Raw genomic sequence first — 25,898 nt, forward strand, 5'->3', positions numbered from 1 at the left:
CCTTCACTGGCCGGGTGCGCGGGCGCGCATACAGCCAATGGCGCGCGGATCCTGTCCCGACGCGACCGAGACCAGCACCACGTCCTTGGCCCCGATGCCCGAATGGTTTTCCGGCGTGAAGGAAATGTCGCCCAGCAGGCCTTTGTGATTGCTGAGCTTGTCGAGCCCGCGCTTGATGGCTTCGGGCTCGAAGCTCTTCTCCGATTCGATTGCGGCCTTCAGGCAATAGAGGAAATCGTAATAGGGCGCGGCGGCGACGTTGACCTCATAGCCCTTCGATTCCGGGTATTTTGCCAGTTTCTTGGCGAACTCAAGCTGCCGCGCGCCGGGCTGCTCGGCGTCGGTCCAGGTGAAATTGCGATAGTAGGTCGCGAACACGTTCTTGACGGCTTCTGCCGGCACGAGATCGAATAGTGCCGGCAACATCAGGCCGCTGTGACCGGTCACCGGCGGGAACCATTTCAACGTCTTCATCGCGTTGAAGATCATGGCGGCATTGGGAACGTTGGCGATCCAGCCGATGATTCCGTCCGCGCCTGATTTTTGCAGATTGGCGACGTAGGTCGACAGGTCGGGCGCCGAGATCGGATAGACCTGCTCGCTGACCGGCGTGAGGCCGAACTTCTTCTGCAGGATAGCCTTCGTCGCGGCTGTTCCCTGCTCACCGAAGGCGGTGTTCTCCTGCAGGATGCCGATCTTCTTCAGGCCGAGCGTCTTGATCATGTATTCGACGCAGACATGGGCCTGCTGATCGGTGTTGAACATGATCTGGTAGTGATAAGGATATTTGCGCCCATCGCCGGCTTCCGCGGCAGCCGCATAGGTCGCCTGGATGGTCTTGGCTGATGTCGTGGCCGCGATCGATGCGAGCGACTGCGAGCTGCCGGTCGGTCCGACGAAACATCCGATGTTCTGTTCACGCAGCTTGCGCACGATGCCCGGTTCCTTTGCCGGCGACGCCTCGTCGTCTTCCTCGATGCGCGCGATCTGGCGGCCCAGAATGCCGCCGGCGGCGTTGATTTCATCGACAGCGATGAGCCCGCCGAAATACAGCGGCGCAAAAGACGAGGCGAGGCGGCCGGTCGTCGGCCTGATCCAGCCGACCTTGAATGCTTGCTGCTGTTGCGCAAATGCGGGGCCGGCGAAGGCAGCAACGCCGAGCTGTGCGGCGAGACGCAACAGCGCGCGTCGATCGATGAGGTTGCGGGCAAGCAAGGGGATTGCGGGCGTCGAGCGCATGCGTTTCTCTCCCGGATGAGCGGCTCTTGTGTCGGCCGCAATTTGCGCCCGATCATAATACTTGTTGACCGACCAGCAAGTAGATTATTAACTTCGGCCATGGCTTCTCCAGCGCCTCAACTCAAGACAAAGCCTGCATCGCGGCAGGACGAACGGCGGCGTGCGTCAGATGCGCGCATGTTGCGCGCAGCGATGTCGATCATCGCGCAGAAGGGCGCAGCGGGAGCGACGCTCGCCGAAATCGGTCTCGCCGCGGGCTTTAGTCGTGGGCTTCCGGCAGAGCGGTTCGGCACGAAATTCGCGCTGCTGAACGCGCTGATGGATTTCATGGAAGGCTGGTTTGCCGAGCGACTGCGTCACGCAATCGGGGACAAGACGGGGCTCGACGCCGTGCAGGCGCGGATCGACGCGCATGTGGACAGCGCTTGCGCCAGCCCGGTGGCGACCGCGGCGCTCTATTCGCTGTTCGTCGAATCGCTCTGCGCCATACCGGAGTTGCAGTTGCGCACGCGCGCCATCAGCGCCAGCTTCCATGACGGCTTTCGCAGGCATCTGGAGCAGGCGCGCCGCAGCGGAGAACTCCGCGAAGGCGTCGATTGCACGAAGATGGCCAACATCCTGGTCGGCATGTTGCGAGGCCTGATCATCCAGTCGCTGCTCGAGGGCAATGCGACGAGCCTCGCGACGAACCGGGCGCAAATCCACGCATTCATCGACGCGGGCTTGCGCAAGCGACGCAACGGTGCGGGAGGGCACGCTTCCGGCCGGCGGAAGAACCACTGACGGCGTTCGCGCCGGAATAAACGACCGCCTGAAGGCGGCGCAATGGGAGGCGCCAATGAGTGGCGACAACGATCGGCTGTCCCCATCGGACAGATACGTGCTGCGCAATCTGGTCGACCGCCACGCGCGCGAGCGGGGCGACCAGACCTTCATCGTGCTGTCGACGGGCGAGGAATGGTCGTACACGCGGCTGCGTGACAACGTGCGCCGGGTCGCTGCGAGCCTCCAGGCGCTCGGCGTGAAGCAGGACGATTTCGTCCTGTCCTGGCTCCCGAACGGTCCGCATGCCATCGCCGTCTGGTTCGCACTGAACTACATCGGCGCGGTCTACGTCCCTGTGAATGTGTCCTATCGCGGGCGGTTGCTCGCTCACGTGATCAAGAATTCCGGCGCGCGCCTGATGATCGCCGATGCGAGGCTCGCCGAGCGGCTCATCGAGGTCGAGACCGCCGCGCTCGATACGCTGGTCGTGGTGTCGGGCAATCCGCCACCGGGCCTGACGGGCATTCGCGGCCTGACCGAAGATGCGCTTGGCTCTGCCGCCGGCGAGCCCGCCGATCCTCCGCGCGCGATCATGCCGTGGGACACCCATGCGGTCATCTACACGTCGGGCACCACCGGTCCGTCGAAAGGCGTGCTGTCGTCTTATCGCCATCTGGCGGCAACGACGGAGGCGATCGATACCGTGACCTCGGATGATCGTGCCATGGTCAACCTGCCTCTGTTCCATGTCGGCGGCACTAGTGGCGTTTATCGCATGCTGACGCGCGGCGGCTCGATCGCGCTGGTCGAAGCCTTCGACACCCGGACCTTCTGGGACACGGTGCGCCGCACCGGCGCCACTACGACAACGCTGCTCGGCGCGATGATCCCGTTCCTGATGAAGGCACCGCCGAGCCCGCGTGACCGCGATCATACGTTCCGGCAGGCAATCATGGTGCCGCTCGCCGACGACGCGGCGGAATTCACCGCCCGCTTCGGCGTCGACATCTACACGGTCTTCAACATGACGGAGATTTCGTGCCCGATCGTGTCGGTGCGCAATCCGGATGTGCTCAAGACTTGCGGTCGGTTGCGCGACGGCTTTGAGGCCCGCGTGGTCGACGAGAACGATGTCGAGGTGCCGCATGGCACGATCGGCGAGTTGATGGTCCGGGCCGACGAGCCTTGGACGATGAATCACGGCTACAACGCAAATCCCGAGGCAACCGCGCGAGCCTGGCGCAACGGCTGGTTCCACACCGGCGATGCCTTTCGCCGGGACGAGGCCGGCAATTTCTTCTTCGTCGACCGCATGAAGGACGCCATCCGCCGACGCGGCGAGAACATCTCCTCGTTCGAGGTCGAGGCGGAAATCGGGGCGCATCCGAAGGTGCGCGAGAGCGCGGTCGTCGGCGTTCCCAGCGAATTCGGCGAGGACGAGGTCATGGCGGTGATCTCGCCGGTCCCCGGCGCCGACATCGACCCGCTCGAGATCATCTCGTTCCTGACCCCGCGACTGCCGCACTTCATGGTGCCGCGGTACGTCCGCCTGCTGGCTGAACTGCCGAAGACGCCGACCCAGAAGATCGAAAAGCACGTGCTGCGCTCGGAGGGCGTGACCGGCGACACGTGGGATCGCGAGCAGGCAGGCATCCGCCTCAAACGCGAGAAATTGACAGCCGGAGATTTGAAGGTCGCACGATGAAGGAAGATACCAAACCGAGGGCCGATCTCAGGCTCGTTCGGGATGCCCAGGCCGAACGTCTTGACGCCGCGCGTCCCAAGGCGGTCGCACGCCAGGAGAAGCGGGGACGCTGGACGGCGCGCCGGGCCGTCGAGGCGCTCGCGGATCAGGACAGCTTCGTCGAATATGGCGGGCTGGTGCGTCCTGCGACGAAGGGCATGGAAGGCGCTGCCGACGGACTGGTCATGGGGACCGCCAAGGTCGACGGGCGGCCGGTGGATCTGGTCCTGTACGACTACACGGTCTATGCGGGCACGCAGAGTGCAATGAACCACGCCAAGATCACGCGCATGTTCTCGCATGCCGAGAAGCACCGGTTGCCCGTGATCTGCTGGCTCGATGGCGGCGGCGCACGGCCGCACGACATGCACGTCACGGCCAGGCCTTCGACGCCGACCTTCGTGGTGTATGCCCGTCTGTCCGGGCTCGTGCCGACGGTCGGCATCTCGCCGGGCCGGGCCTTCGCGGGCCACGCCAATCTCGCGGGATTGTGCGACGTCCTGATCGCCACGGAGGATTCGGCCATGGGCATGGCGGGCCCGCCGTTGGTCGAGGCCGCGCTCGGCAAGAAATACACGCCGGAGGAGATCGGTCCGGCCTCGGTGCACTGGGCCTCGGGCGTGATCGACATCCTCGTCAAGGACGAAGTCGAGGCAATCGCCGCCGCGAAGAAATATCTCGGCTATTTCGACATGCAGCAGCCGGCAGGCGAAGCGCCAGACCAGATGCTGCTGCGCGACATGGTGCCGGAGAACCCCCGCAGGGCCTACAATGTCCGCAACGTAATCCAGACGCTGTGCGACGTCGACAGCGTCATGGAGGTCAAGGCGGGTTACGGCAAGGCGGCCGTGACGGCCTTCGGCCGCATCGCGGGCCGCACTGTCGGGATCGTCGCCAATCAGCCAATGTATCTTGCCGGCGCCATGGACACGCCGGCCTGCCTCAAGATGGCCCGCTTCATCCAGATCTGCGATGCCTTCGACATTCCCCTCGTCGTGCTCTGCGATACGCCCGGCCTGATGGTCGGGCCGGAGGTCGAGAAGACCGGGCTGATGCGTCACAGCGCGCGCGTGCTGTCGGCGCTCGCCAATGCCACCGTGCCCGTGCTGACGGTCGTGCTGCGCAAGGCTTACGGCCTCGGCTATTACATCATGGGCTCGCGTCCGCTCGAACCGGCGATCCTCGTGGCGTGGCCGACCGCCGAGTTCGGCGGCATGGGACTCGAAGGCGCTGTCAACATCATCTACGCGAAGGAGCTCGAGGCGGCTACGACGTTGGAGGAGCGCGCCGAATTGCACGCCAGTCTGACAGCGGAGCTGAAGCGATCGAACACGGCGGTCGAGAGCGGCGCCAAGTTCCTCTACGACGACGTCATCGATCCCGCCGATACGCGGGACATCCTCGTCAAGACGCTCGAGACGCTACCGCAGCCGGCGCCGCGAACGACGCGCAAACGCGTCATCGAGCCGTTCTGAACGTCAAGAAATTCTGTTGTGAAGACCTGAAAGGCAATTTGGAATGGCAAAGCTTGAAGCAAAGTCCGAGGTGAGCGGTTTCGTCTGGAAGGTGGAGACCGAGCTCGGCAAGCGCGTGGCGAAGGGCGACACGCTCATCCTGATCGAGTCCATGAAGATGGAGATCCCGGTCGTAGCGGAGGCTGACGGGGTGGTCGTGAAGATCTCCGTCGAGGAGGGCGCCGCCGTCAACGAGGGTAACACGGTTGCCGTGCTGGAGATATGAGGACTACTTTAGGAAAGAGCCTTGATGATGCGCCGGCGAAGTCAATTCCGCCCGGTGAAAATGAAAGACGTTCCGCGTCAAGCTCGGTGAGCAGGAAGCTTATGGATGTTTCGGGTGCCTTGCGTGAGGGAGCCTGGGCGCCCTTGATTGTCTTCGGCGCAAATTGCAAGCTCGTCTGGTTCTCCAACTGAAGTGCTGGCTCCGCATGCAATGGCGCCCGGTGGCTCTCGATTGCGGAGAGCTGCAACAGGCCTGCCTGCGCCGCAGGTCAGGATGTCCACGAACGCGCAACTGTCCGTATGGCGGAAAAACAGCTCGCGCTTGAAGCAAGAACGTTCAAAACGAAGAGGAACGCATGTCTGGAGCATATATCATCGACGCGGTTCGCACGCCGCGAGGCATCGGCAAGCCGGGCAAGGGGGCGCTGTCGCACCTCCATCCGCAGCAATTGGCCGCAACGGTGCTCAAGGCGCTCAAGGAGCGCAACAACCTCGACACCTCGACGGTCGATGACATTATCTGGTCGACGTCGACCCAGGAGGGTAAGCAGGGCGGCGATCTCGGTCGCATGTCGGCGCTTGCGGCTGGATATGACATCAACGCCAGCGGCACGACGCTCGACCGCTTCTGCGGTGGCGGTATTACGTCCGTCAATCTTGCCGCAGCATCGGTCATGTCGGGAATGGAGGACTGCGTCATCGCGGGCGGCACCGAGATGATGAGCTATCAACAGGCTTTGGCAGCCGAGCGATCCAAGGCCGGCCAGCCAGCGCGGCTGATGGGTGCGGGCAATGCGGCGCTCGACGCCGTTCATCCGCAGTCTCACCAGGGCGTGTGCGGCGACGCCATCGCCACGCGCGAGGGTATCAGCCGCGAGGCCTGCAACGCGCTGGCCCTGGTCAGCCAGCAGCGGGCCAAGAGAGCGATTGACGAACGCCGCTTCGCGAAGTCGGTGGTGCCTGTGTACAATGATGACGGAAGTGTCGCTCTCGATCGTGAGGAATTCCCGCGCCCTGAGACGACGGCCGAGGGACTCGCTGCGCTCAAGCCCAGTTTCGAACAACTCGCCGATTTCGATCTCGGCAACGGCGCGACGTTCAGGAAGCAGATCCAGCGCCGCTACCCCGACCTCGAATGGAAAGGCGTGCATCACGCCGGCAACAGCTCGGGTGTGGTAGACGGCGCAGCCGCTGTGCTGATTACCTCGAAGACATATGCCGAGAAACACGGCCTCAAGCCGCGCGGCCGGATCGTGGCCTATGCCAACCAGGGTGACGACCCGACGTTGATGCTGAACGCTCCCGTTCCGGCGGCCAAGAAGGTTCTCGCCAAGGCGGGCCTGACCAAGGAGGATATCGACGTCTGGGAGATCAACGAGGCCTTTGCGGTCGTCGCCGAGAAGTTCATCCGCGACCTCGGGCTGAATCGTGAAAAGGTCAACATCAATGGTGGCTCCATCGCGCTGGGGCACCCCATCGGTGCGACCGGATCGATCCTGATCGGAACGGCGCTCGACGAACTCGAGCGCAGCGGTGGACGCTATGGTCTCGTTACCATGTGTGCCGCCGGCGGGATGGCGCCGGCCGTCATCATCGAACGCATCTGATCTGAAAAGGGATTCTGCAATGAAACTCAGTTCATCGGTTGCCGCTGTTGTCACCGGCGGCGCTTCCGGTCTCGGCGCAGCTACGTCGCGAGCCCTCGCTGCGGAGGGCGTGAAGGTCGCCATCTTCGACTTCAACGTCGAGAAGGGGGAAGCCATCGTCCGGGAGATTGGTGGGGTGTTCTGCAAGGTCGATGTCACCTCGGACAACGAGGTCGATGCGGCTTTTGACAAGGCCCGCGCGGCCCACGGCCAAGAGCGCATCCTGGTCAATTGCGCAGGCACAGGCAACGCGGTGAAGACGGCAGGCCGGGACAAGAAGACCGGGGAGGCCACCCACTTTCCGCTCGATGCCTTCAATCGCATCATCCAGATCAACCTCGTCGGCACTTTCCGCTGCATCGCGAAGTCGGCGAAGGGCATGCTGTCGCTGGCCCCGCTCGAGGACGGCGAGCGCGGTGCGATCGTCAACACCGCTTCCGTGGCGGCCGAGGACGGGCAGATGGGGCAGGCTGCATATTCGGCTTCCAAGGGCGGTGTCGTCGGCATGACGCTGCCGATCGCGCGCGATCTGATGAACGAGGGAATCCGCGTCAACACGATCCTGCCGGGCATCTTCAATACGCCCCTGCTGCAGGGAGCTCCGGAGAACGTCAAGGCTGCTCTCAGCGCGTCGGTGCCCTTCCCGAAGCGTCTTGGAATGCCGGAGGAATATGCGCAGCTTGCGCTGACAATGATCACCAACGGCTACTTCAACGGTGAAGACGTCCGCCTCGACGGCGCCATCCGCATGGCCCCCCGCTAAGAGCATTCTAAAATGAATGGGGCGACCGGACATCAAGTCCGGTCGCTCCTGCGGTCCCGATTGCACGTTGACGAGAATTAATCGACCGTGATCGCCGTCACTTGGACCCAATCCTGCCCGTCAAATGTTTGCACTACCAGGCGCTTGAACGGAACGTAGTTGTCCGGCGTCGTATTGTAGGTGGTACCGGCCAGCAGCGAGGGCGCGGCTACATTGTTCAGGTGCGTCGCCTGATATAGCAGGTTCTCACGGGTCAGATTGTCCCCGCAGGCCTCAATGATTTTCGCCATGATGTAGGCAAACGAATACACGGCAAAGCCGATCTCGTTCTTGGGGTCTTCATTAGGCAGGTACTTCTTCATGAAGGCCTGATAGGCGACGATGTCATGGTCTTCGGCCCATTTCGGGCTCGACACCTGCTTGTAGGGCGTTGCCGCGATGATACCGGTGACCGAATCGAGACCGGCAGCTTCCAGGAACTGTCGCCCGACCGACGGGCTGACGACGAGCTGCAGCGGCTTCCAATCGAGCTCATAGGCCTTCTTCATCGACTGCGAGGCAGCCTTGCCGAGCGAGACGTTGAAGAACACGTCGGCACCTGACGATTTGAGCTGCGCGACCTGCGAATCCATCGTGGGATCGGTCAGCTCGTAGGTGACCTCCTTGACGATCATGGTGGATGCCTTGTCGCCGAGGCCCTTCTTGAACCCGGAGACATAGTCGCGGCCGAAATCGTCGTTCTGCATGAGGATCGCGACCTTCGCGTCCGGCTTCACCGACAGGAGATACTTCGCGAGGATCTCGCCCTCGGTGCCGTAGAGATGGAATGCAGGCGTCGACCATTTGAACGCCTTCGGCTGGTTCCACTTGTTGGCGCCGGTCGAGACCAGCAGCTGCGGAATGCCTTTGCTGTTGAGATATTTCTGCACCGAGGACTGTGCCGCAGTGCCGGACGAGCCGAACAGCGCGAGCACGCCGTCGCTCTCGACCAGCTTGCGGGTCTGCTCGACGGTCTTGGGCGGCGAGAACGCGTCGTCGAGCGAGATCAGATTGATCTTGCGGCCGTTGATGCCGCCTTTCTCCTCGTTGAGCATCTTGAAATAGGCGACCTCGGTGCGGCCCTGGATGCCGTGGATCGACAGCGGACCGCTATAGGGCATGGTCTGGCCGAGCTTGACCTCCGTATCCGAGGCGCCTTCGTCGTACTTCTTCTCCGCGGCACTCGCGCCTGTGACGAAGACGAGCCCGGCGGACAAGACCGCCATCGCCGACAATAGTCTCTTCATTTTATCCTCCCGATCCTGCTTTGTTATTCACCCTCACCCAAGTGCACTTGCCTTTGCGGCGAGTTCTTCGCGAAGCTGTCGCTTGACGATCTTGCCGCTTGCGGTGCGCGGCAGCTCCTCGATTCGAATATCGACATGCGTGGGCAGCTTGAATGCGGCGAGCCTTGGGCGTAGATGCTCGGTCACCTGGTCCGCGGTCAGGCGCGATCCGGCCCGTATGCGAACGACGGCGCCGACGAGTTCGCCGAGCACGCGGTCGGGAATGCCGACGATGGCGGCTTCCAGGATGTCCGGATGCGCGAGGAGGGCGTCCTCGATCTCGACGCAATAGACGTTCTCGCCGCCGCGGATCAGCATGTCCTTGGCGCGGTCGAGCAGATAGACGAAGCCCTCCGCGTCCATCCGGACGATGTCGCCGGTGCGGTACCAGCCATCGCGGAACGCTGCCGCGGTCGCCTGAGGGTTGTTCCAGTAACCCTTCACGACGTTGCCACCGTAGATTTCAAGCTCTCCGATCGCCCCGATGGGCAAGACGTTCCCGGACTCATCGATGACACGCAAGTCGCATCCGGGTACGGCGGGCCCGACGGAGTCCGGCCGTGCGAGATAGTCCTCGGCACCGTTCGAAGTCGATACCGACGACGTCTCAGTGGCGCCATAGCCCGTGCCGCCGAACTTGCCCGGGAAGAGCGCAGCTACTTTCCGGGTCAGCTCAGGCGACGCGGCGGCGCCGCCGTAGGAGAGACCCTCGAGGCTCGAGACGTTGCGCCGTTCGAAATCCGGCGACTCCAGCAATTGCCATGTCATCGACGGTACGCCGGACATAGCGTTGATGCGCTCGCGCTCGATCAGTTCGAGTGCTGCTTCCGCGTTCCATTTGTACATCAGCACGATCTTCGAGCCGTTCGCCATGGCGGGGATCATGATCGAGTGGCACCCGGTGACATGGAAGAACGGCACTGGAAGCAGCACCGCTTTCTGGGCCTCTGGCGGCGCTGGCAGGGGATCACCGCGCCGGATTGCCGCTCGTGCGCCCGAGAACGTGATGTTCACGAGGTTGCACATGATGTTTCGATGGGTGCCCAGCGCTCCCTTGGAACGGCCGGTCGTGCCCGACGTGTAGAGAATGGTCGCGTCGTCGTCCGGATGGATGTTCCGATCGGGTGGTGCCCGGTCCGGCAATGCGCCGTAGTTCGACGCCGGACCTATCAGATCTTCCAGTGTGTCCGTTCCGTTCCGGATGTCCGATGCAGCGCGGACCGCGATGAGTCTGGCAGGGTGACTTCCTGGGGCGAGCGAATTGAGCCGCTCCAGCCGCTCACCGTCGACGATGGCGACAGAGGCACCAGAATCGCGCAAGCCGTAGGCGAGATCATCTCCGGTTCCCCAGGCATTGAGCGGGACTGCGATGGCGCCGATGGTTGTTGCGGCCCAGAATGCGATCGTCCATTCCGGATAATTCCGCATGGCGATGGCAACGCGGTCGCCTTTCTTGACCCCGTAGCTATCGACCAGCCGCCACGCGAGGGCGGATGCGGCGCGATAATGTTCGGCAAATGTAAGCCGCTCATCTTCAAACACGAGGAAAGTGCGGTCGCCCCATGCCTTGCTGGCCTCGAAGATCTCCCGCAGATCGCGACGGGCCTTCTTGTAGAGCCGGTAAGGGCGCCCGGCAATGTCGATCGTCTCCATCTCGAAAGGTGCGCCAGGCGCTGTGAGGAGGCGGTAGGTTTCGTCGAGCGAGACTGCCGGCCAATTGCGTCGCTCACACGTCATTTTCTTGTCTCGTTGCGGCGTGCTCTTGGCGAAGCGCAATTCGTGAAGGCGCAACGCAAGGAATTTCTATAGCGATATCGTTGAGCGCGGCTTGCGTTAGTCTGCTGGCAAGTCGAAAGGGCAGGAAGGCGCACGGTACCGCCTCGGCGGAGCACTCGAGTTGCTCCGCCGGACATGATCAGCTCAGGTCCCAACGCTTTCCCAGTTCTTGCCGTTGAAGCGTTCGAGCGTCATGAATTTCACGACGCGATAGTCAGTCGGGCTGGTGTTGATGAGACTGCCCGCCAATAGCCCGGGATTGCGGAAATCCTTCAAATTGGCCGCCTGCCGCATGATGTTCTCGCGGGTCAAATCGTCGCCGCACTGACGCAGCACCTGCACCAGCATCTGACTGAATGTCCACCCCGCGAGGAAGAAGGTGTCGTTCGAATTCGCGTTCGGCATGTATTCCTTCAGCCATTCGTAGAACGGCTTCAGCTCGGGGTCGTCGCGCCAGCGCGGGTCCGACGGGTCCTTCATGTAGCGTGCGGTCTTGATGCCGACGCAGCGCTCAAGGCCAGCCGGGATCAGGGTCGCGCTCATCGAGGCCGAGCCCGAATGCAGGTAGGTGTCAGGCTGCCAGTTCAGCTCGTAGATCTTGCGGATCGCCTGCGCCGCCTGCTTGGCGTAGGCAAACAACAGGACGGTGTCGACGCCGGTCGACTTCAACTTGACGATCTGCGAATCTACGGTCGGATCGGTCGGGGTGAAGCTCTCGGCCGCGATGACGGCGGAGGCCTTGGCGGCGAGACCGTCGGAAAGGCCCGACAGCATCTCCTTGCCGAAGTCGTCATACTGGTACAGCACGCCGATCTTCGGATTGGCGTTGACGGCCAGGATCTGCTTGCCGAAGAACGTGCCCTCGGAGCGCAAGGTCGGCTGGAAGCCGATGGTCCAGGGATATTTCTCCGGATTGGCAAACTGTTCGGAGCCGGCCGCGACGAACAGCTGCGGCATCTTGTTGGAGTTGAGGTAGGTCCGAGTCGCGAGGTTCAACGGCGTGCCGAGCATGCCGAACATGACGGCGACCTCCTCCTGCTCGACCAGACGGCGCGTCTGCTCGACAGCCTTGGGCGGACTGTAGCCATCGTCGACCGAAATGAAGTTGATCTTGCGGCCGTTGATGCCGCCGCGATCGTTGATCGCCTTGAAATAGGCGGCCTCGGCCTGGCCGAGCTGGCCATAGGCGGAGGCCGGTCCGCTATACGCGATGGTCTGGCCGACCTTGATCTCGGTGTCGCTGACGCCGGGGCCGTATTTCTTTTCGGCCCGAGCGTGGTTCGGAGCGAGCGTGGCGGCAAGTGTTGCAAGCGAGGCGAGCGCGATCGTTCGCCGTGAGACGTCCGGCATGATACTCTCCTTGTGCTTCCCTAACGCGTCCGTTCGTGCCGTTTGCACTGACGGATCTGGTCCTAGGCTCTCTTGTGGGGGCCCATGAAACCAAACAGATAACCAGCCACCTTGCGCATCTGGATCTCTTCCGAACCCTCGGTGATCCGGTAGCGGCGGTGATGGCGGTAGATGTGCTCGAACGCCTTATGGCGCGAATAGCCGATGCCGCCGTGCACCTGCATGGCGCGGTCAGCCGCCTCGCAGCAGAGCCGGTTGGCCCAGTAGTTACACATCGAGACTTTGTCGGAGAGCCGTTTTTCGACCTCGGGATGAGGCATGCTGTCCATCTCCCAGGCGGTCTTGCGAATGAGCAGTCGGAGCATCTCGATCTGCGTGGCCAGCTCGACTAACGGGAACTGGATGCCCTGGTTAACCGATAGCGGCTTGCCGAACGGCTTGCGCTGATTGGCGTATTTGACGCTCTCATTGACGCAATACGCGGCCGCGCCGAGCGAACTCGCGGCCTGGCGAATGCGGTTTTCGTGCACGAATGCCTGCGCCAGCGCGAGCCCCCGGTCGATCTGTCCGAACATCGTGCTTTCGGGCACCCAGACGTTGGTGAAGCTGACGCGCGGGTGGTCCGTCGGCATGTTGAAGGTCCACATATATTCCTCGACCTTCACGCCCGGTGAATTGGCTGGAACCAGGAATGCGGTGATACCCTTGGCATCGCCGTCCTCGCCGCTGGTGCGGGCAAACAGGCAGCAATGCGATGCGGTGTGCATGCCGGTGGTCCACATCTTCTCGCCGTTGATCAGCCAGCCGGCGACTCCATCGCGTGTCTCGCGGACCGCGCGCGTTTCCATGTGAGTGGCGTCCGAGCCGTGGTGCGGTTCAGTGAGGCCGAAAGTGACGCGAATCTTGCGGTCGAGCGAACCGCGGATGAACTTCTCCTTCTGCTCGGGCGTGCCGAAATCGCGCAGCATCACGATGAAGGGGAAGTTGCCGACCACTGAATGTTCGTTCTGGAGGTCGTTGTGCAGGCCGAGGCCTTGCGTCGCCAGATGCTCCCGGATCACGGCCATCCAGAGATTGCCGCCGCCTTGGCCGCCGAATTCCTTGGGCAGCGAGAAGCGGAAGAAGCCGGCCTTGTCGGCCAGCGCCTTGGCCTTTTCGAGCAGCGCCTCCCATTCGGGGCGGGGCAGGCCACCCTTGTCGAAATCGGTCCGTGCCCATTCACGGCGATGATCGAAGAAGCGCTCGTTGTCGTCCTGCGCCTGCAGCGGCTTGATCTCGGCCTGCACGAAAGCGTCGATCCTGGCGAGATAGTCGACGAGATCCTTGGGGATGCTGAAATCCATCGCTGGTCAATCCTCTTGCTTCGTTTGTTGTTGGCCGGCGCGCGTTTCGAGCGTGCGGCGGTAGCTGGCGTAATTCGGCTGATCGATCTTCATCTTGTCGAGCGTGGTCCGCCAGAGATGGTCGGCAAGCCCGTCGCTCTGCAGGTCGAACTCGCCGCGCCGGATGCGGCCTGACAGTTCGGCCTCCAATTGCTCCAGAGTGCCGTCGCGGTTCAGCAGCGCCTGCAATCGCGCAAGCGCTTCGCGTTCGACGCTCCCGCCGAAGTCGATCTCGCGGGCGACGAGGTCGATCGCATTGGCGGCCACCCGGGCCTGGAAGGCGGCGTTGGCGGGAAGTTGCGGCATCAGCGTCTCGCGCAGCAGACGCGAGACCGCGGTCAGGATGTCGGCGCCACGAGGTTGATCCAGCATGTCAGTCCGTCCCGGTCAGGATGCGCATCAGGTCGAGCTCGTTTTCGGACACGCGCCGCGCGATCATCGCGCGCTCCACGCTGGGGTCGCGCCCGCTGATGAACCATTCCAGCATGCTGGCGCAGCTGACGCCCCAGCGCAGGCTGCCGAGGACTTCCCAATAGTGCACGCGCGCGGGATCGACGCGCTCGCCGCTTGCCGCCTCATAGGCCTCGAACAATTGCTGTCGCGAGCCGAGCCCGCCGACCGGGCGGTCGAGCTCACCGAAACGCCAGGGCGGGGTCGAGATCCAGGCGAGGTCCTCGGCGGGGTCGCCGATATGGGCGACCTCCCAGTCCAGCACCGCGCGCACGCCTTCGGCTCCGAAGATGATGTTGCCGTTGCGGAAGTCGCCGTGAACCAGCCGATATGTCGCGAGCGGCGCCGGTGCGTTCTGTTGCAGCCAGCGGAAGGCGAGGTCGAACACCGGCCGCGCGACGCCGAGACTGTCGTAACGGCTCAAGAGCCGCGCCACGATCACGTCAGCCGGCTTGAACGGCAGCGCCGGCAGGCGCGCGGTATCGACCCTGCTCATGGTGCCGCGAATGGTGCCGAACTGGGCCGCGAGGTGAGGGCGGATCGCGGCGAACTGGGCGTCGCGCAAGACCTTGCGCGCGATCGTTTCGCCCTCGATCCGCGTCATCAGAAAGCCGTCGCCGAGTCCGTCCTCCGGCGCCAGCGTGTGCACGACGGTCGCGACCGGCACGCCGCTGCCGTCGAGGACGCGGATCAGATCCGCCTCGGCCTCCAGCGATAGCGATTCCGTGCTGCGCAGGCCGCCCGGCGAGCGGCGCAGGATCAGCGGGTGCAGCATCCTGTCGCCATCGACGGCGTCGAATGACCAGGTCTCCAGGGTTGCGCCTGCAGATAGTCGGCGCAGAGCGGCGATGCCACGTGCGCCCGGCACGATGCGGACCGTCATGGCTTGGAGAGCGTGGCTGAAGCTGTTGTCCATCGCGTTCATGCGTCTCGCCGCTGTCTCTTTCGCTTGCCGCCGGACGCGATGGCTGGGACCATCTCGGGCCCTGGCGTGAGCGGTCGATCCGGGTCGGTGTAGACCGCCCGGCACCAGATCTCGGTGACCTCTTTGCAGAGCCGCTTCAACTCCAGCGGACGTTCGAACGGCTCCATCTTCTGGATCGCAAAGGACTGCGCGGTGCCCTCGACCATCATCGCGAGCGACAGGGCGGCCGCATCAGGATCGATCGGCAGGCAGCGCCCGAGCTGGCGCTGGCGTTCTAGATGATCGCGCACCCGGATGATGTAGGCGCTGCGCATCTCGGCGCGCTTCCGGCCGATCTCGGGATCGACATAGCTCGCCTCGAAGAAGGCCCGTAGCAATCCGCGGTTGGCGCCGAAGATCTCGAAGTAGCGAAGATTGTTGTCGTAGACGCGCTCGCGCAGCGTATGGCCTGAGCGCACCCGGGAGGAGGCGACGATGTCGTCGACGACTTCGGTGATGGTGCGGACGAAGATGTCGTCGGTGCTGCGGAAATACAGATAGAAGGTGCCGCGGCTGAGACCGGTGGACTCGATGATGTCCTGCACGGTGGCGCGGATGTAGCCTTTGTCGGCGAACACGCGCCGGGCGGCCTCGAGCAGAATCCGTTCGGAGGTTTCGGCAGAGTTGCGGGTGCGCCGCAGCTCTGTCGGCAGCGCGCCGCGGCGCACGGCGGCCGAACGCGTGATGCGTCGCTTCCCTGCCACGTCTCTTCCTCTGTTTCGCGTGCATGGATTGCACGTCGTCGCTTGCTTGCACCTAACCTGACACTGATGTCAGTGTCAGACTTGCGTCTTGTCGCCGTCCACGCGGTTCTTTCTCGTGAATCGTCAGGCCATCGTTTCGACGTCGGCCGTTCGGCCGGTGCGCCTGGCCGAGAGCTTGGGGCATTGCGCTTGAAAGGTTCTCAGGCGCTTGAGCATCAATTGCTGCCCCTTCGCCGTCGCAGCGCCGCGCAAGGCGAGCGCATAGCCGTAGCCGACCGCGGCCTGGATATCCTCGATCTCGATCTCCGCAATGACCCAGTGCAGCATCACCGAGCGAAACGTGTAGTCGAGATTGCGCAGCAGCACCGCGGTGTCGATCTCGGGCAGCAGCAGGCCTTCGTCGACGGCGTCGTCGAGCAGCTTCATCCAGAAGCTGTCGCGCTTCTGGTTGAAGATCGCGCTGCGCTCCTCGGAGGCGGACGCGGCGAGAATGCTGGTCCACAGCGCACGGTAGAACATCGGATCGTCTTCGTAATAGCTCACGGCGAGCTTCGCGGCCCGCAGGATCCTTTCAAGCGGATCGAGCGACTTGAATCGCGCGAAGCGCGCGCCGAATCCCTTGATGTCCTCGAGCACGGCGACGAGCACGGCGCGCTTGGAGCCGAACAGATTGTAGGGCGTGGCGAGACTGAGGCCGGCCTTCGCCGCGAGGGCGCGCATCGACAGTCCGGCATCGCCGGTCTCGCGGATCAGGTCGCGCGCCGCCTTGATGATGCGAGAGCGCCGCTCCGCCTTTGCCGTGTCGCGTCGGTTTTCCATTCCGCCGCCTGCCGTGCCTCTCGTGCGGACGATAAGCGCTGGTTGACACCCCGACAAATCTATATCACGTTATAAGAACGCGTTATAAAAATATTTCAGCGGACGGGCGGGGTGTCATCGCATTCCCTTCGAAATCGCCGCGACGGGAGAAACGCCATGCGAACCTGCAATGGATCGCGGCTGACGCCGCATGCCTGCTTCCTGCTTGCCGGGATCGCGCTCGCAGTCCAGTCGCCGATCCCGGCGCGCGCGGACGCCGCGAAGGGCGACATTAAGATCGGCAATATCGCGCCCTACAGCGGCCCCGCCTCGGCCTACAGCGCGTTTGCGAAGACCGAGGCTGCCTACATGAAGATGCTCAACGACAAGGGTGGCATCAACGGGCGCAAGATCCAGTTCATCTCTTATGACGATGCCTACAGCCCGCCAAAAGCGGTCGAGCAGGCGCGCAAGCTGGTCGAACAGGACGAAGTCCTTGCGATCTTCCAGGCGGTCGGAACGCCGTCGAACGCGGCCATGATGAAGTACATGAACGCCAGGAAGGTGCCGCAGCTGTTCTCCGCCACCGGCGCGACCAAGTTTGGCGATCCCAAGAACTTTCCCTGGACGATGGGCTTTTCGACCTCGGTCTACCGGATCGAGAGCGCGATCTACGCGAAGTACATTCTGGCGAATTACCCGGAAGGGAAGGTCGCCGTCCTGTTTCCGAACGACGACTATGGCCGCGATATCTACGGCGGGTTCAAGGATGCGCTCGGCGCCAGGGCCAAGACGACGATCGTGGCGGAAGCGTCCTACGACAGCACTGAGCCGACGATCGATTCCCAGATCGGCAAGCTGAAGGCATCGGGGGCCGATATCTTCGTCAATTTCTCGACGCCGCGATTTGGCGCGCTTGCCATCCGCAAGGTGGCCGAGCTCGGCTGGAAGCCGGTCCATTTCATCAATACAACTGCCGCGGCGATTTCGAACTTCAAGCCGGCCGGGCTCGAGAACGCGATCGGATTGTTCACCGCGACATCGATGAAGGAGGCGAACGATCCTCGTTATGCCGACGACCCCGGTGTGAGGGAGTATCGCGACTTCATGAAGCGCTACAATCCGGAAGGCGACATCGCCAATGGCCAGAACGCCTACGGATTTCTTGCCGCGCAAGTGCTGCAGAAGGTGCTCGAACAGTGTGGCGACGACCTGTCCCGCGACAACATCATGCAGCAGGCCGCCAATCTGAAGGCGTTGAAGTTTGGTCTGCTGTTCGACGGCATCACGGTCAACACCAGCCCGACCAACTACTTCCCAATCACCCAGATGCAGATGCTGCGTTTCAACGGCACCAGCTACGACAAGGTCGGTCCGATCATGTCGGAGACGGTGATGCTGCCGGAAACGCGCGATTGATGCGGAGCAGCCAGCGATGACGGTGCAGCCAAAGATCCCTCCGAGCGAGTTCCAGTGCCTGAAATACGACGTCACCGATCATGTCGCCGTCGTCACGCTCAACCGGCCGGAACGACGCAACGCACTTAACCGGCGTGCCTATGACGAGGTCGAATCCGCCTTCCGCGCCGCCTCGATCGACACGGAGGTCCGCTGCGTCGTCATCACCGGGGCTGATTCAGCGTTCTGCGCCGGAGAAGACGTCAAGGAGATGATGACCGGCGAGAAGCGCGCCATGACGCCGGTGGTGCGTCGTCCGCCAACTCCGGCCGCGATGTCCGCGCTCGAATGCCCGGTGCCGGTGATCGCCGCCGTGAACGGCTCGGCGGTCGGTTGGGGCATGGAGCTTGCGCTTTACGCAGACATTCGCCTGGCGTCCGAGAAGGCGAACTTTGCCGAGCTTTTTATCCGCCGTGGCTTAATCTGCGATGTTGGCGGGCTCTTGCGCCTGCCAGCGATCGTCGGGCCCGCCAAGGCGGCCGAGCTGCTCTATACCGGCGACGTCATCGATGCCCATGAGGCCGCCCGCATCGGCCTGGTCGGCGAGGTGACCGCGCATGCCGAGCTGATGCCGAAGGCGATGGCTCTGGCGGCGCGCATCGCGCGCAATTCGCCGCTGGCGCTGCGTTTCATGAAGGAGGGCCTGCGCCGCGCCTCCCATGGCGATCCCCGCGAGACCGGGAGCTGGGCTATCGACGTCATCTACAAGCTGTTCGACACCGAGGATCACCGCGAGGGCGTGCGAAGTTTCCTCGAGAAGCGCGAGCCGGTGTTCACGGGCCGCTGACATCTTAGACTAGCGGGAGCGGACCGCCGTCCCCGCCAAACACAGCAACACTGCGACAAGCGGGAACTACAACAGAGCCGGGAGGCGCGCGATGGATTCGTGGGTCAGGATTGGCGATCGCGTCAAGACCAAGGCGGAGATGGACGCGCGCGCCCAACGCGCCGCGCGAGGCTATGCCAGCCTCGGTGTCGGCGCAGGTGACGTCGTCGCGGTCTACATGCGTAACGATTTCACCTTCATGGAGGCCTCGCTCGCCGCGGGCCTGTGCGGCGCCTATGTCGTGCCGGTCAACTGGCACAACACGCCGGAGGAGGCTCGCTACGTCATCGAGAATTCCGGCGCCAAGGTGCTGGTCATCCATGCCGATCTCTGGCGCAACATCGGCCACGCTGTTCCCGCCGGGGTCATCGTGATCGTCGCGGAAACGCCGCCGAGCCTGCGCGGTCCTTACCGCGTACTGGATGAAGCTGCAAAGGTGCCGGCAGGGATGAATGACTGGGAGAGTTGGCTTGCGGGCTTCGAGCCCGCAGTGCCGCCTTTCCCGACCTCGCCGGGATCGATGATCTACACGTCGGGCACCACGGGCCATCCCAAGGGCGTGCGCCGGCAGCCGCCGACGCCGGAGCAGGCGCTGGCGAGTCAGCAGATGATGCGTATGGTCGGCGGCCTCACCGACTGGGCGGATCGCCTGAACGAAGTCGTGCTGCTGATTCCGGGACCGGCCTATCACTCCAGCCCGAACGGCTGGATGTTCTCGTTCTACAACATGGGTGCCAACATCATCGTTGAGCCGCGCTTCGAGCCGGAGCGGATGCTTGCGACGATCGAGAAGCATCGCGTCACCCACGCGCTGGTCGTGCCGACCATGTTCGTGCGGATGCTGGCGCTGCCAGCCGAGGCCCGCTCGCGCTACGATCTATCGAGCCTGACTTTCGCCATGCATGTCGGCGCGCCCTGTCCGCCGCACGTCAAGCGCGGCATGATCGGCTGGTGGGGGCCGATCATCACCGAGCACTATGGTTCGACCGAAGTGGGCGCTGTGACTTTTTGCACATCCGCTGAATGGCTGGCGCATCCCGGCACTGTCGGGCGGAGGCTGCCGGGCTGCGCCGTCGTCGTCATGGACGAGGAGGGCAGGGAGCTGCCGCTCGGGCAATCCGGCGAGGTCGTCTGCGGACGCGATCTCTATCCGGAATTCACCTATCACGGCGATCCGGCCAAGCGGGCGAAGTCCGCGCGGGGCCGTCTTGTCGCCACCGGCGACGTCGGATTCTTCGACGCGGACGGTTTTCTCTACCTGACAGGCCGCGCCAGCGACATGATCATCTTCGGCGGCACCAACATCTATCCCGCCGAGATCGAATCGGAGTTGATGAAGGTCCCCGGCGTCGCCGACTGTGCGGTGTTCGGGATACCTGACGACGAGTTGGCGAGAAGGTCTGCGCCTTCATTCAGCCGAGTGCTGGTGCCGTGCTCGACGAGGAAGCGGTCCGCACGGATCTGAAGTCTCGGCTGGCCGGCTACAAGATCCCGCGGCGGATCGAGTTCTCCAGCACGCTGCCGCGCGAAGACACTGGCAAGATATTCAAGCGGAAGCTCAAGGAGCCGTTCTGGCAAGGCACGGGTCGTACGATCTGAGGAGAGTTTCGTGGATCAGCAATATTCCGCTTACAGCTTCATCAGCTGCGAGATCGATCGCGCAATCTTGGTGATCACGCTCAATCGTCCGGAAAAGCTCAACGCCTATACCGGCGCGATGGGATCCGAGATCGAGGATGCCTTCCGAAAGGCCGATATTGATGACGAGATCCGCGCCATCATTGTGACGGGCGCGGGCCGCGCCTTCTGCGCCGGCGCCGATGTCTCGGGCGGCGCGTCGAGCTTTGATACCTCGGGCGCGCATGGCGCCGGCGTGTTCGGCAATCGCCTGACCGGCGGCGGTCCGCGCTCGGGCAGTGGCTTCGTCGACGCGATCTTCCGCTGCCGCAAGCCGTCGATCGCCGCCATTAACGGCCCCGCGGTGGGTATTGGCATCACCATGACCCTCCCGATGGACGTGCGCATTGCCGCGAAGGGCGCGAAGATTGGCTTCATCTTCGCGCGGCGCGGCCTGGTCCCGGAGGCGGGCAGCGCGTGGTTTCTGCCCAAGCTGGTCGGGCTGCCGCAGGCGCTGCGTTGGTCGATCTCGGGCCGTACTTTCGGCGTCGAGGAGGCGTTGAGCGGCGGCCTTGTCAGCGAAACCGCGGAGCCCGCCGACCTCCTGACACGTGCGAAAGAGATCGCGTGGGAATTGACCTCGCAGACGTCGGCCGTCTCGGTTGCGCTCACCCGCCAAATGCTGTGGCGTTTCGCAGGCGCACCGGATCCATTCGAGCTCTTGACGATCGATGGCCCCATCTCGCGCGAGCGCGGCAGTCACGCAGATGTCCGCGAGGGTGTCGCTTCCTTCCTGGAGAAGCGGGCGCCAGTATTCCCGGGCAAGGTTTCGACCGATATGCCCAGCCAGTATCCTTGGTGGAAAGAGCCGTAAGAACACTTGCCGCCCGACTGCCGATCGCTCGTGGCGCAAAGCGGACCAGAATGGCTTGCGCGCAGTGGCGAGCGAACGCGAGAGGCATCGAAAGACCGGACTAGCGCGTCCCTGATCTCTGACGGTATTTGAAGCTTAAGTCGCACGAGTGCGGGCATGGCAGTCTCGGCTGCGCAGGCAGTGCTGATCAGTCGATCGGTTCCGATAGGTCGCGGAATCGCCAACATTGTGAATGGCTCGAATTTTCCTGTGAGTTCGAGACTGAAAAGTTGCTACGGCGATACCGTCGGGAGTCGTCCGTCAGGCTTGAAGAATTGTGCTTGCAAATCAACGACGATACGCTGTCCTAAATGATTGAGTGGGAGTAGTGTCCCCGGCGGTTATTAGCTCGATTGGCGTAGGTTCACGCGTTCTCGATGGATCTGGCATGTTGCCCATATGACTTAACGCCGGGGAAGCGGATCTCCAACAGACGTCACGCCGATGGAGTAGTGCGGCGTACCATAGCGTGCGAAATGGCGGGAGCCGAACTTGGGCTGAGCAGGGGACCGCGCGCGCCGTTTTGAACAGACTAAACATCATTAACGTCGGGGATCGAGTCGCTCGCTCCGCTACGCCCGCCCACAATCCTGCGATCTTCCGCGCTTTAGTGCCCTTCATGGTAGCGCTCACCGCGTGCTGTCTGCGGCGCGATCATTCGCGGCCGAAAACACCAGGTTGAAACAGCATGTCAGCAAATTCCTTGTGACCGTGCGCGCGGCCTGAGGTTTGCGAAGAACGCGCGTCGGCTCAAAAATGCGAACGCGATGCTGTTCAATTCAACTATCCTCATCGAACGTACCATCCCGTGTGGTGAAAATACTCGCGTTCGATAACTTGGACGCAGATTTTGCGAACTCGTCGACGGAGATTCAGCAATAAACGGAGATTTTTCGCGTCCCGTCCTTCGTACAGTGCCGGCTGTTTCAAGCGGAGGATGAAAAATGCGCGTCGGGGTTCCCACTGAAGTCAAGCGGCATGAATATCGGGTGGGCATGACTCCGGCCGCTGTTCGCGAATATCGGGCTGCCGGTCACGAGGTGATTGTGCAGGCGGGAGCCGGTTTGGGAGTTGGCGCTTCGGATGCCGAATACACCAATGCAGGCGCGCATATCGTCGATACCGCCGATGAAGTCTTCGCGACGGCGAATATGATCGTCAAGGTGAAGGAGCCGCAGCCCGCAGAATGGGCAAAGCTCAAGGACGGGCAAATCCTGTTCACCTATCTCCACCTGGCGCCGGATCTCGAGCAGGCCAAGGGACTGTTGGCTTCAGGCTGCACTGCCGTGGCGTATGAGACCGTTACAGACGAGCGTGGCGGGCTGCCGCTCTTGGCTCCCATGAGCGAAGTTGCGGGACGTTTGTCGATCGAAGCCGCCGGCTCAGCTCTCAAGCGCTACGCCGGCGGACGAGGGTTGCTGCTCGGCGGCGTGCCGGGTGTGAAGCCGGCGCGCGTTGCCATTCTCGGTGGTGGCGTAGTCGGCACGCATGCGGCTCGCATGGCCGTCGGTTTAGGGGCGGAGGTCTCGATCCTGGATCGGTCGGTGCCGCGGCTGCGGCAGCTCGACGAGCTGTTTGGCGGCCGCGTTCGGACGCTGTTCTCGACGGCCGAGTCGATCGAGAGCGAGGTGTTCGGATCGGATGTGGTGATCGGAGCCGTGCTCGTGCCCGGCGCCGCGGCGCCGCACCTCATCTCTCGGCCGATGCTCAAGAAAATGAAGCCTGGTGCTGTTCTGGTCGACGTTGCGATCGATCAGGGCGGCTGCTTCGAGACCTCGCGCGCGACTACCCACGACGAGCCGACCTACGAGGTCGACGGCGTCGTTCATTACTGCGTCGCGAATATGCCGGGCGCCGTTCCCTTGACCTCGAGCTATGCGCTCAACAATGCGACCTTGCCGGTCGGGTTGGCCCTTGCCGCTGGCGGCGTGAAAGCGATCTCGCAAAGCCATCTACTGCGCACGGGCCTGAACATCCATAAGGGCAAGCTAACCTGCAGACCGGTGGCTGAAAGCCTGAACCTCCCGTTCTCGCCGCTGGATCAGGCGCTAGCTGCGTAACGAGCTGGCCCGGCCAAGTGTGGAGGGCGGGCGCGGTGTCGATCTCAGGGAAGAACCCGATTCGACCGGTTGTCCATTCAGCCAATCTGCCCGGTGATGTGAGGCAGAACGGGCGCCTGACTTTTCCATGTTTCTCCCTGACTTGGGCTACCGCGCCGAGCGGTAGCCTTCTTTTTGTCAAAACCGCGGTTGTGAGCCCGCCGATGGGAATCCAGTGAGTGTGTTCCATCATGCCGTTAGGGAGATAGAGCGACATGGAAAGCACGATTGCGGCAGCCATTGGGTCTGGCGCGCTGGTTGGGTTCATGCTCGGTCTCATCGGAGGGGGCGGTTCAATTCTTGCGACTCCTTTGCTGCTCTACGTCGTGGGGATTTCCCAAGCACATGTCGCCATCGGGATCAGCGCGCTGGCTGTGTCGGCGAACGCATATGTGAATCTTCTCGGTCACGCCCGCAAAGGAAATGTCTGGTGGTCCCGTGCCATCCTGTTTGCTCTCGTCGGCGCGATCGGTGCATTGGTCGGTTCGACCTTGGGCAAGTCCTTCGACGGACATCTGTTGGTCGTTCTGTTCGGGGGAGTGATGGTGGTCGTCGGATTGCTGATGCTTTGCCCGCAGAAGACGCCGACAATTGCCCCGCAACGTGAGAATGGCTTTCGCTTCGACCTTCGCACGGCGATCACGGCTCTGCTGGTCGGCCTCGTGTCGGGGTTCTTCGGAATCGGTGGCGGATTCCTGATCGTGCCTGGTTTTATGCTTGCGACCCGCATGCCGATGATCAACGCCGTCGGCTCTTCATTGTTGGCTGTCGGCACGTTCGGTCTCGCCACGGCCCTGAACTATGCCTGGTCCGGGCTCGTCGACTGGTCCGTGGCGATGGAATTTGTTGCTGGCGGCGCGATCGGTGGCATCCTGGGCACGTCGGCTGCAACGCGGATGGCCGTTCACAAGTATGCGCTCAATCGCTTGTTCGCGGGTGTAATCTTCGCGGTCGCGTTCTACCTGATCCACCGCAATATGTTTGCCTTTGTGCGCCCGAACTGAAGATAGTTCGTTTCGGCGATGCCGCTGCCGCAGGCACTAGGTTCGAGACGGCGATAGCGTCTTGTCTTAGGTGCCGGCGCGTGACCTTTCCAGCACTCGCGGAGGCAAGTCTCTGTCCAGGATGGTTCTAAGAGCAAAGTTCGATTGGATTCGCGCGACGCCCGGCAGACGCGCAAGCTGCGTCTTGTGAATGTGCTCAAAATCCTCGATGTCGCGTGCGACGACGAGGATAAGATAATCATCCGATCCCGACATCAGAAAGCAACGCGCAATCGAGGGACACAAGGCCGCCGCCCGTTCGAACGTGGACAGGGCTTCTTCGCTTTGGCTGTGCAAAGCGATGCGGACGACCACCGTCGCCGGAAATCCCAAGGCGGTCAGGTTCAGTTCCGCGCGGTAGGCATGAATGTATCGTCCGCTCTCGAGCGCGTTCTGCCGGCGAACGCAGGCCGTCGTCGACAGGCCGACCTTCTCGGCCAAGTCTGATTGCGTGACGTTGGAGTTCGTCGCCAATTCGCGCAACAGTTTGAGGTCCAGATGGTCTAACTCCATCATCAATCCCCGTTTCCGACCCAGTGCGGCTCCGCCCTTATCGGGAAGGCCGAGCACGACCTCCTGAAATATTGGTGCTTGTAAGATTTGTGCCGTCGATCAAACCTTCGATCACCAACTTGCGAACCGTTGCGATATGAGTCTCCGTCATCTCGCGGGCACGTTTCTTGTCGTTGTTTACCAGGGCATCGATCAATGAATCATGCTCTTGATGCATCTCTGCGGGCCGTTCGCGTAGAACGAACCCCAGATGGAGAAGCCGAGTCATCTCGTCCATGATCTGCGAAAGCGCTGCAAAGAGCCGAGAATTGCCCGACGCACGTGCGATTTCCATGTGGAAGCTGCGGTTCGCTTCCATGAAGCGCATCTCGCTGGCTATGTCGCCGGGTACGTAACCGGCCGTGCATTTCGCATTGAACTGATGAAGAAGCCCGCCGTCGACGTTACCGCAGGCCTTCTCCACGGCCGCCGGCTCGAGAAGCATTCTGAGTTCGAAAACCTCGTTCACCGACTGCAGCGTCACCGGTGCTATCACATGACCCGAGCGGGGCACGGGTATGACGAGGCCTTCTTGGGCGAGCTTGGATAGCGCTTGCCGGATCGGCGCCTTGCCGTAGCCGTACATTTCGCACAGCTGCGCCTCGCTGATCGCCTGACCCGGCTGCAGCTTGCACCAGACGATATCGTCCTTGATCCGATCGAAGGCTTGGATCGTCAGCCCCTTTTCGGCGGCCTCAATCGTATCCGATCGCGCCGGGTTCCTTGCCAATTTCGCCACGATTCA

24 protein-coding genes are annotated in these 25,898 nt (G+C 62.8%); 13 read left to right on the forward strand and 11 right to left on the reverse strand.

Annotated elements, in window-relative coordinates; genetic code table 11:
• Positions 1 to 3 precede the first annotated feature (3 nt).
• The gene (locus ACSKB8_RS28840) at positions 4 to 1,179 is read right to left on the reverse strand and encodes an ABC transporter substrate-binding protein (RefSeq protein ID WP_438107835.1); all 1,176 of its coding nucleotides are present in this window, start codon (positions 1,177 to 1,179) and stop codon (positions 4 to 6) included.
• Between ACSKB8_RS28840 and ACSKB8_RS28845 the strand changes: the two genes are divergently transcribed.
• The 6 genes from ACSKB8_RS28845 to ACSKB8_RS28870 all read left to right on the forward strand — a co-directional run bounded on the left by ACSKB8_RS28845 (position 1,114) and on the right by ACSKB8_RS28870 (position 7,896).
• On the forward strand, positions 1,114 to 2,022 hold the full coding sequence (locus ACSKB8_RS28845; protein WP_438107836.1) for a TetR/AcrR family transcriptional regulator: 909 nt from the start codon (positions 1,114 to 1,116) through the stop codon (positions 2,020 to 2,022). The genes ACSKB8_RS28840 and ACSKB8_RS28845 overlap by 66 nt on opposite strands.
• Before the next feature lie 55 nt (positions 2,023 to 2,077).
• The gene (locus ACSKB8_RS28850) at positions 2,078 to 3,709 is read left to right on the forward strand and encodes an AMP-binding protein (RefSeq protein ID WP_438107837.1); all 1,632 of its coding nucleotides are present in this window, start codon (positions 2,078 to 2,080) and stop codon (positions 3,707 to 3,709) included.
• Positions 3,706 to 5,223 (forward strand): acyl-CoA carboxylase subunit beta, encoded by a 1,518-nt coding sequence (locus ACSKB8_RS28855; RefSeq protein WP_438107838.1) that lies wholly within the window; start codon positions 3,706 to 3,708, stop codon positions 5,221 to 5,223. Before ACSKB8_RS28850 ends, ACSKB8_RS28855 begins: the two co-directional genes overlap by 4 nt.
• Positions 5,224 to 5,266: 43 nt before the next feature.
• Positions 5,267 to 5,488: a biotin/lipoyl-binding carrier protein gene (locus tag ACSKB8_RS28860; protein WP_354136620.1), complete on the forward strand. Its 222-nt coding sequence runs from the start codon at positions 5,267 to 5,269 to the stop codon at positions 5,486 to 5,488.
• A gap of 355 nt (positions 5,489 to 5,843) precedes the next feature.
• Positions 5,844 to 7,094 (forward strand): acetyl-CoA C-acetyltransferase, encoded by a 1,251-nt coding sequence (locus tag ACSKB8_RS28865; RefSeq protein ID WP_438107839.1) that lies wholly within the window; start codon positions 5,844 to 5,846, stop codon positions 7,092 to 7,094.
• A 19-nt stretch (positions 7,095 to 7,113) separates the two neighbouring features.
• Entirely contained in the window at positions 7,114 to 7,896 is a 783-nt protein-coding gene (locus ACSKB8_RS28870; RefSeq protein ID WP_438107840.1) for an SDR family NAD(P)-dependent oxidoreductase, read from the forward strand.
• 77 nt (positions 7,897 to 7,973) lie between these two features.
• Here the strand turns inward: ACSKB8_RS28870 and ACSKB8_RS28875 are convergent, their stop codons facing one another.
• The 8 genes from ACSKB8_RS28875 to ACSKB8_RS28910 all read right to left on the reverse strand — a co-directional run bounded on the left by ACSKB8_RS28875 (position 7,974) and on the right by ACSKB8_RS28910 (position 16,666).
• A complete protein-coding gene (locus ACSKB8_RS28875; RefSeq protein ID WP_438107841.1) occupies positions 7,974 to 9,182 on the reverse strand; it encodes an ABC transporter substrate-binding protein in 1,209 nt (402 codons plus the stop codon).
• A 33-nt stretch (positions 9,183 to 9,215) separates the two neighbouring features.
• Positions 9,216 to 10,958, reverse strand: coding sequence for a class I adenylate-forming enzyme family protein (locus ACSKB8_RS28880; protein WP_438107842.1), 1,743 nt, complete (start codon positions 10,956 to 10,958; stop codon positions 9,216 to 9,218).
• Positions 10,959 to 11,141: 183 nt separating this feature from the next.
• Complete coding sequence (locus tag ACSKB8_RS28885) at positions 11,142 to 12,347, reverse strand: ABC transporter substrate-binding protein (RefSeq protein WP_438107843.1); 1,206 nt, start codon at positions 12,345 to 12,347, stop codon at positions 11,142 to 11,144.
• Positions 12,348 to 12,409: 62 nt separating this feature from the next.
• Complete coding sequence (locus ACSKB8_RS28890; protein WP_438107844.1) at positions 12,410 to 13,690, reverse strand: acyl-CoA dehydrogenase family protein; 1,281 nt, start codon at positions 13,688 to 13,690, stop codon at positions 12,410 to 12,412.
• A gap of 6 nt (positions 13,691 to 13,696) precedes the next feature.
• A complete protein-coding gene (locus ACSKB8_RS28895; RefSeq protein ID WP_438107845.1) occupies positions 13,697 to 14,101 on the reverse strand; it encodes a DUF6285 domain-containing protein in 405 nt (134 codons plus the stop codon).
• A 1-nt stretch (position 14,102) separates the two neighbouring features.
• On the reverse strand, positions 14,103 to 15,104 hold the full coding sequence (locus ACSKB8_RS28900; protein ID WP_438107846.1) for a phosphotransferase family protein: 1,002 nt from the start codon (positions 15,102 to 15,104) through the stop codon (positions 14,103 to 14,105).
• Positions 15,101 to 15,847, reverse strand: a complete 747-nt coding sequence (locus tag ACSKB8_RS28905; protein ID WP_438107847.1) for a TetR/AcrR family transcriptional regulator — start codon at positions 15,845 to 15,847, stop codon at positions 15,101 to 15,103. The genes ACSKB8_RS28900 and ACSKB8_RS28905 overlap by 4 nt, the downstream gene beginning before the upstream one ends.
• Positions 15,848 to 15,970: 123 nt before the next feature.
• Complete coding sequence (locus tag ACSKB8_RS28910) at positions 15,971 to 16,666, reverse strand: TetR/AcrR family transcriptional regulator (RefSeq protein WP_438107848.1); 696 nt, start codon at positions 16,664 to 16,666, stop codon at positions 15,971 to 15,973.
• A 156-nt stretch (positions 16,667 to 16,822) separates the two neighbouring features.
• Here ACSKB8_RS28910 and ACSKB8_RS28915 point away from each other — a divergent pair, with 156 nt between their 5' ends.
• From ACSKB8_RS28915 to ACSKB8_RS28945, 7 genes are all read left to right on the forward strand, one after another.
• Positions 16,823 to 18,064 (forward strand): ABC transporter substrate-binding protein, encoded by a 1,242-nt coding sequence (locus ACSKB8_RS28915; RefSeq protein ID WP_438107849.1) that lies wholly within the window; start codon positions 16,823 to 16,825, stop codon positions 18,062 to 18,064.
• A gap of 16 nt (positions 18,065 to 18,080) precedes the next feature.
• Positions 18,081 to 18,890 (forward strand): enoyl-CoA hydratase/isomerase family protein, encoded by an 810-nt coding sequence (locus ACSKB8_RS28920; protein ID WP_438107850.1) that lies wholly within the window; start codon positions 18,081 to 18,083, stop codon positions 18,888 to 18,890.
• A gap of 91 nt (positions 18,891 to 18,981) precedes the next feature.
• Positions 18,982 to 20,394: an AMP-binding protein gene (locus ACSKB8_RS28925; protein WP_438107851.1), complete on the forward strand. Its 1,413-nt coding sequence runs from the start codon at positions 18,982 to 18,984 to the stop codon at positions 20,392 to 20,394.
• A complete protein-coding gene (locus ACSKB8_RS28930; protein ID WP_438107852.1) occupies positions 20,361 to 20,528 on the forward strand; it encodes a hypothetical protein in 168 nt (55 codons plus the stop codon). Before ACSKB8_RS28925 ends, ACSKB8_RS28930 begins: the two co-directional genes overlap by 34 nt.
• Before the next feature lie 10 nt (positions 20,529 to 20,538).
• The gene (locus tag ACSKB8_RS28935; RefSeq protein WP_438107853.1) at positions 20,539 to 21,420 is read left to right on the forward strand and encodes an enoyl-CoA hydratase-related protein; all 882 of its coding nucleotides are present in this window, start codon (positions 20,539 to 20,541) and stop codon (positions 21,418 to 21,420) included.
• A 983-nt stretch (positions 21,421 to 22,403) separates the two neighbouring features.
• On the forward strand, positions 22,404 to 23,519 hold the full coding sequence (ald, locus tag ACSKB8_RS28940) for an alanine dehydrogenase (RefSeq protein ID WP_438107854.1): 1,116 nt from the start codon (positions 22,404 to 22,406) through the stop codon (positions 23,517 to 23,519).
• A 254-nt stretch (positions 23,520 to 23,773) separates the two neighbouring features.
• Entirely contained in the window at positions 23,774 to 24,562 is a 789-nt protein-coding gene (locus ACSKB8_RS28945) for a sulfite exporter TauE/SafE family protein (RefSeq protein ID WP_438107855.1), read from the forward strand.
• Between the two features lie 66 nt (positions 24,563 to 24,628).
• On the opposite strand, the gene ACSKB8_RS28950 is transcribed toward ACSKB8_RS28945, so the two are convergent.
• Both ACSKB8_RS28950 and ACSKB8_RS28955 read right to left on the reverse strand, forming a co-directional pair.
• The gene (locus tag ACSKB8_RS28950; protein WP_438107856.1) at positions 24,629 to 25,171 is read right to left on the reverse strand and encodes an Lrp/AsnC family transcriptional regulator; all 543 of its coding nucleotides are present in this window, start codon (positions 25,169 to 25,171) and stop codon (positions 24,629 to 24,631) included.
• The gene (locus ACSKB8_RS28955) at positions 25,152 to 25,892 is read right to left on the reverse strand and encodes a GntR family transcriptional regulator (protein ID WP_438107857.1); all 741 of its coding nucleotides are present in this window, start codon (positions 25,890 to 25,892) and stop codon (positions 25,152 to 25,154) included. The genes ACSKB8_RS28950 and ACSKB8_RS28955 overlap by 20 nt, the downstream gene beginning before the upstream one ends.
• Positions 25,893 to 25,898: the final 6 nt, after the last annotated feature.

It is taken from the genome of Bradyrhizobium sp. BR 1432, assembly GCF_051547705.1.
Lineage (GTDB): Bacteria > Pseudomonadota > Alphaproteobacteria > Rhizobiales > Xanthobacteraceae > Bradyrhizobium > Bradyrhizobium zhanjiangense.

What these genes read in the sequence shown, in the direction of transcription:
- ACSKB8_RS28895 (WP_438107845.1), bottom strand. Translation starts at nt 14,101, where the DNA reads ATGCTGGATCAACCTCGTGGCGCCGACATCCTGACCGCGGTCTCGCGT.
- ACSKB8_RS28890 (WP_438107844.1), bottom strand. Translation starts at nt 13,690, where the DNA reads ATGGATTTCAGCATCCCCAAGGATCTCGTCGACTATCTCGCCAGGATC.
- ACSKB8_RS28855 (WP_438107838.1), top strand. Translation starts at nt 3,706, where the DNA reads ATGAAGGAAGATACCAAACCGAGGGCCGATCTCAGGCTCGTTCGGGAT.
- ACSKB8_RS28885 (WP_438107843.1), bottom strand. Translation starts at nt 12,347, where the DNA reads ATGCCGGACGTCTCACGGCGAACGATCGCGCTCGCCTCGCTTGCAACA.
- ACSKB8_RS28920 (WP_438107850.1), top strand. Translation starts at nt 18,081, where the DNA reads ATGACGGTGCAGCCAAAGATCCCTCCGAGCGAGTTCCAGTGCCTGAAA.
- ACSKB8_RS28860 (WP_354136620.1), top strand. Translation starts at nt 5,267, where the DNA reads ATGGCAAAGCTTGAAGCAAAGTCCGAGGTGAGCGGTTTCGTCTGGAAG.
- ACSKB8_RS28870 (WP_438107840.1), top strand. Translation starts at nt 7,114, where the DNA reads ATGAAACTCAGTTCATCGGTTGCCGCTGTTGTCACCGGCGGCGCTTCC.
- ACSKB8_RS28915 (WP_438107849.1), top strand. Translation starts at nt 16,823, where the DNA reads ATGCGAACCTGCAATGGATCGCGGCTGACGCCGCATGCCTGCTTCCTG.
- ACSKB8_RS28880 (WP_438107842.1), bottom strand. Translation starts at nt 10,958, where the DNA reads ATGACGTGTGAGCGACGCAATTGGCCGGCAGTCTCGCTCGACGAAACC.
- ACSKB8_RS28875 (WP_438107841.1), bottom strand. Translation starts at nt 9,182, where the DNA reads ATGAAGAGACTATTGTCGGCGATGGCGGTCTTGTCCGCCGGGCTCGTC.
- ald (WP_438107854.1), top strand. Translation starts at nt 22,404, where the DNA reads ATGCGCGTCGGGGTTCCCACTGAAGTCAAGCGGCATGAATATCGGGTG.
- ACSKB8_RS28945 (WP_438107855.1), top strand. Translation starts at nt 23,774, where the DNA reads ATGGAAAGCACGATTGCGGCAGCCATTGGGTCTGGCGCGCTGGTTGGG.
- ACSKB8_RS28850 (WP_438107837.1), top strand. Translation starts at nt 2,078, where the DNA reads ATGAGTGGCGACAACGATCGGCTGTCCCCATCGGACAGATACGTGCTG.
- ACSKB8_RS28900 (WP_438107846.1), bottom strand. Translation starts at nt 15,104, where the DNA reads ATGAACGCGATGGACAACAGCTTCAGCCACGCTCTCCAAGCCATGACG.
- ACSKB8_RS28865 (WP_438107839.1), top strand. Translation starts at nt 5,844, where the DNA reads ATGTCTGGAGCATATATCATCGACGCGGTTCGCACGCCGCGAGGCATC.
- ACSKB8_RS28925 (WP_438107851.1), top strand. Translation starts at nt 18,982, where the DNA reads ATGGATTCGTGGGTCAGGATTGGCGATCGCGTCAAGACCAAGGCGGAG.
- ACSKB8_RS28910 (WP_438107848.1), bottom strand. Translation starts at nt 16,666, where the DNA reads ATGGAAAACCGACGCGACACGGCAAAGGCGGAGCGGCGCTCTCGCATC.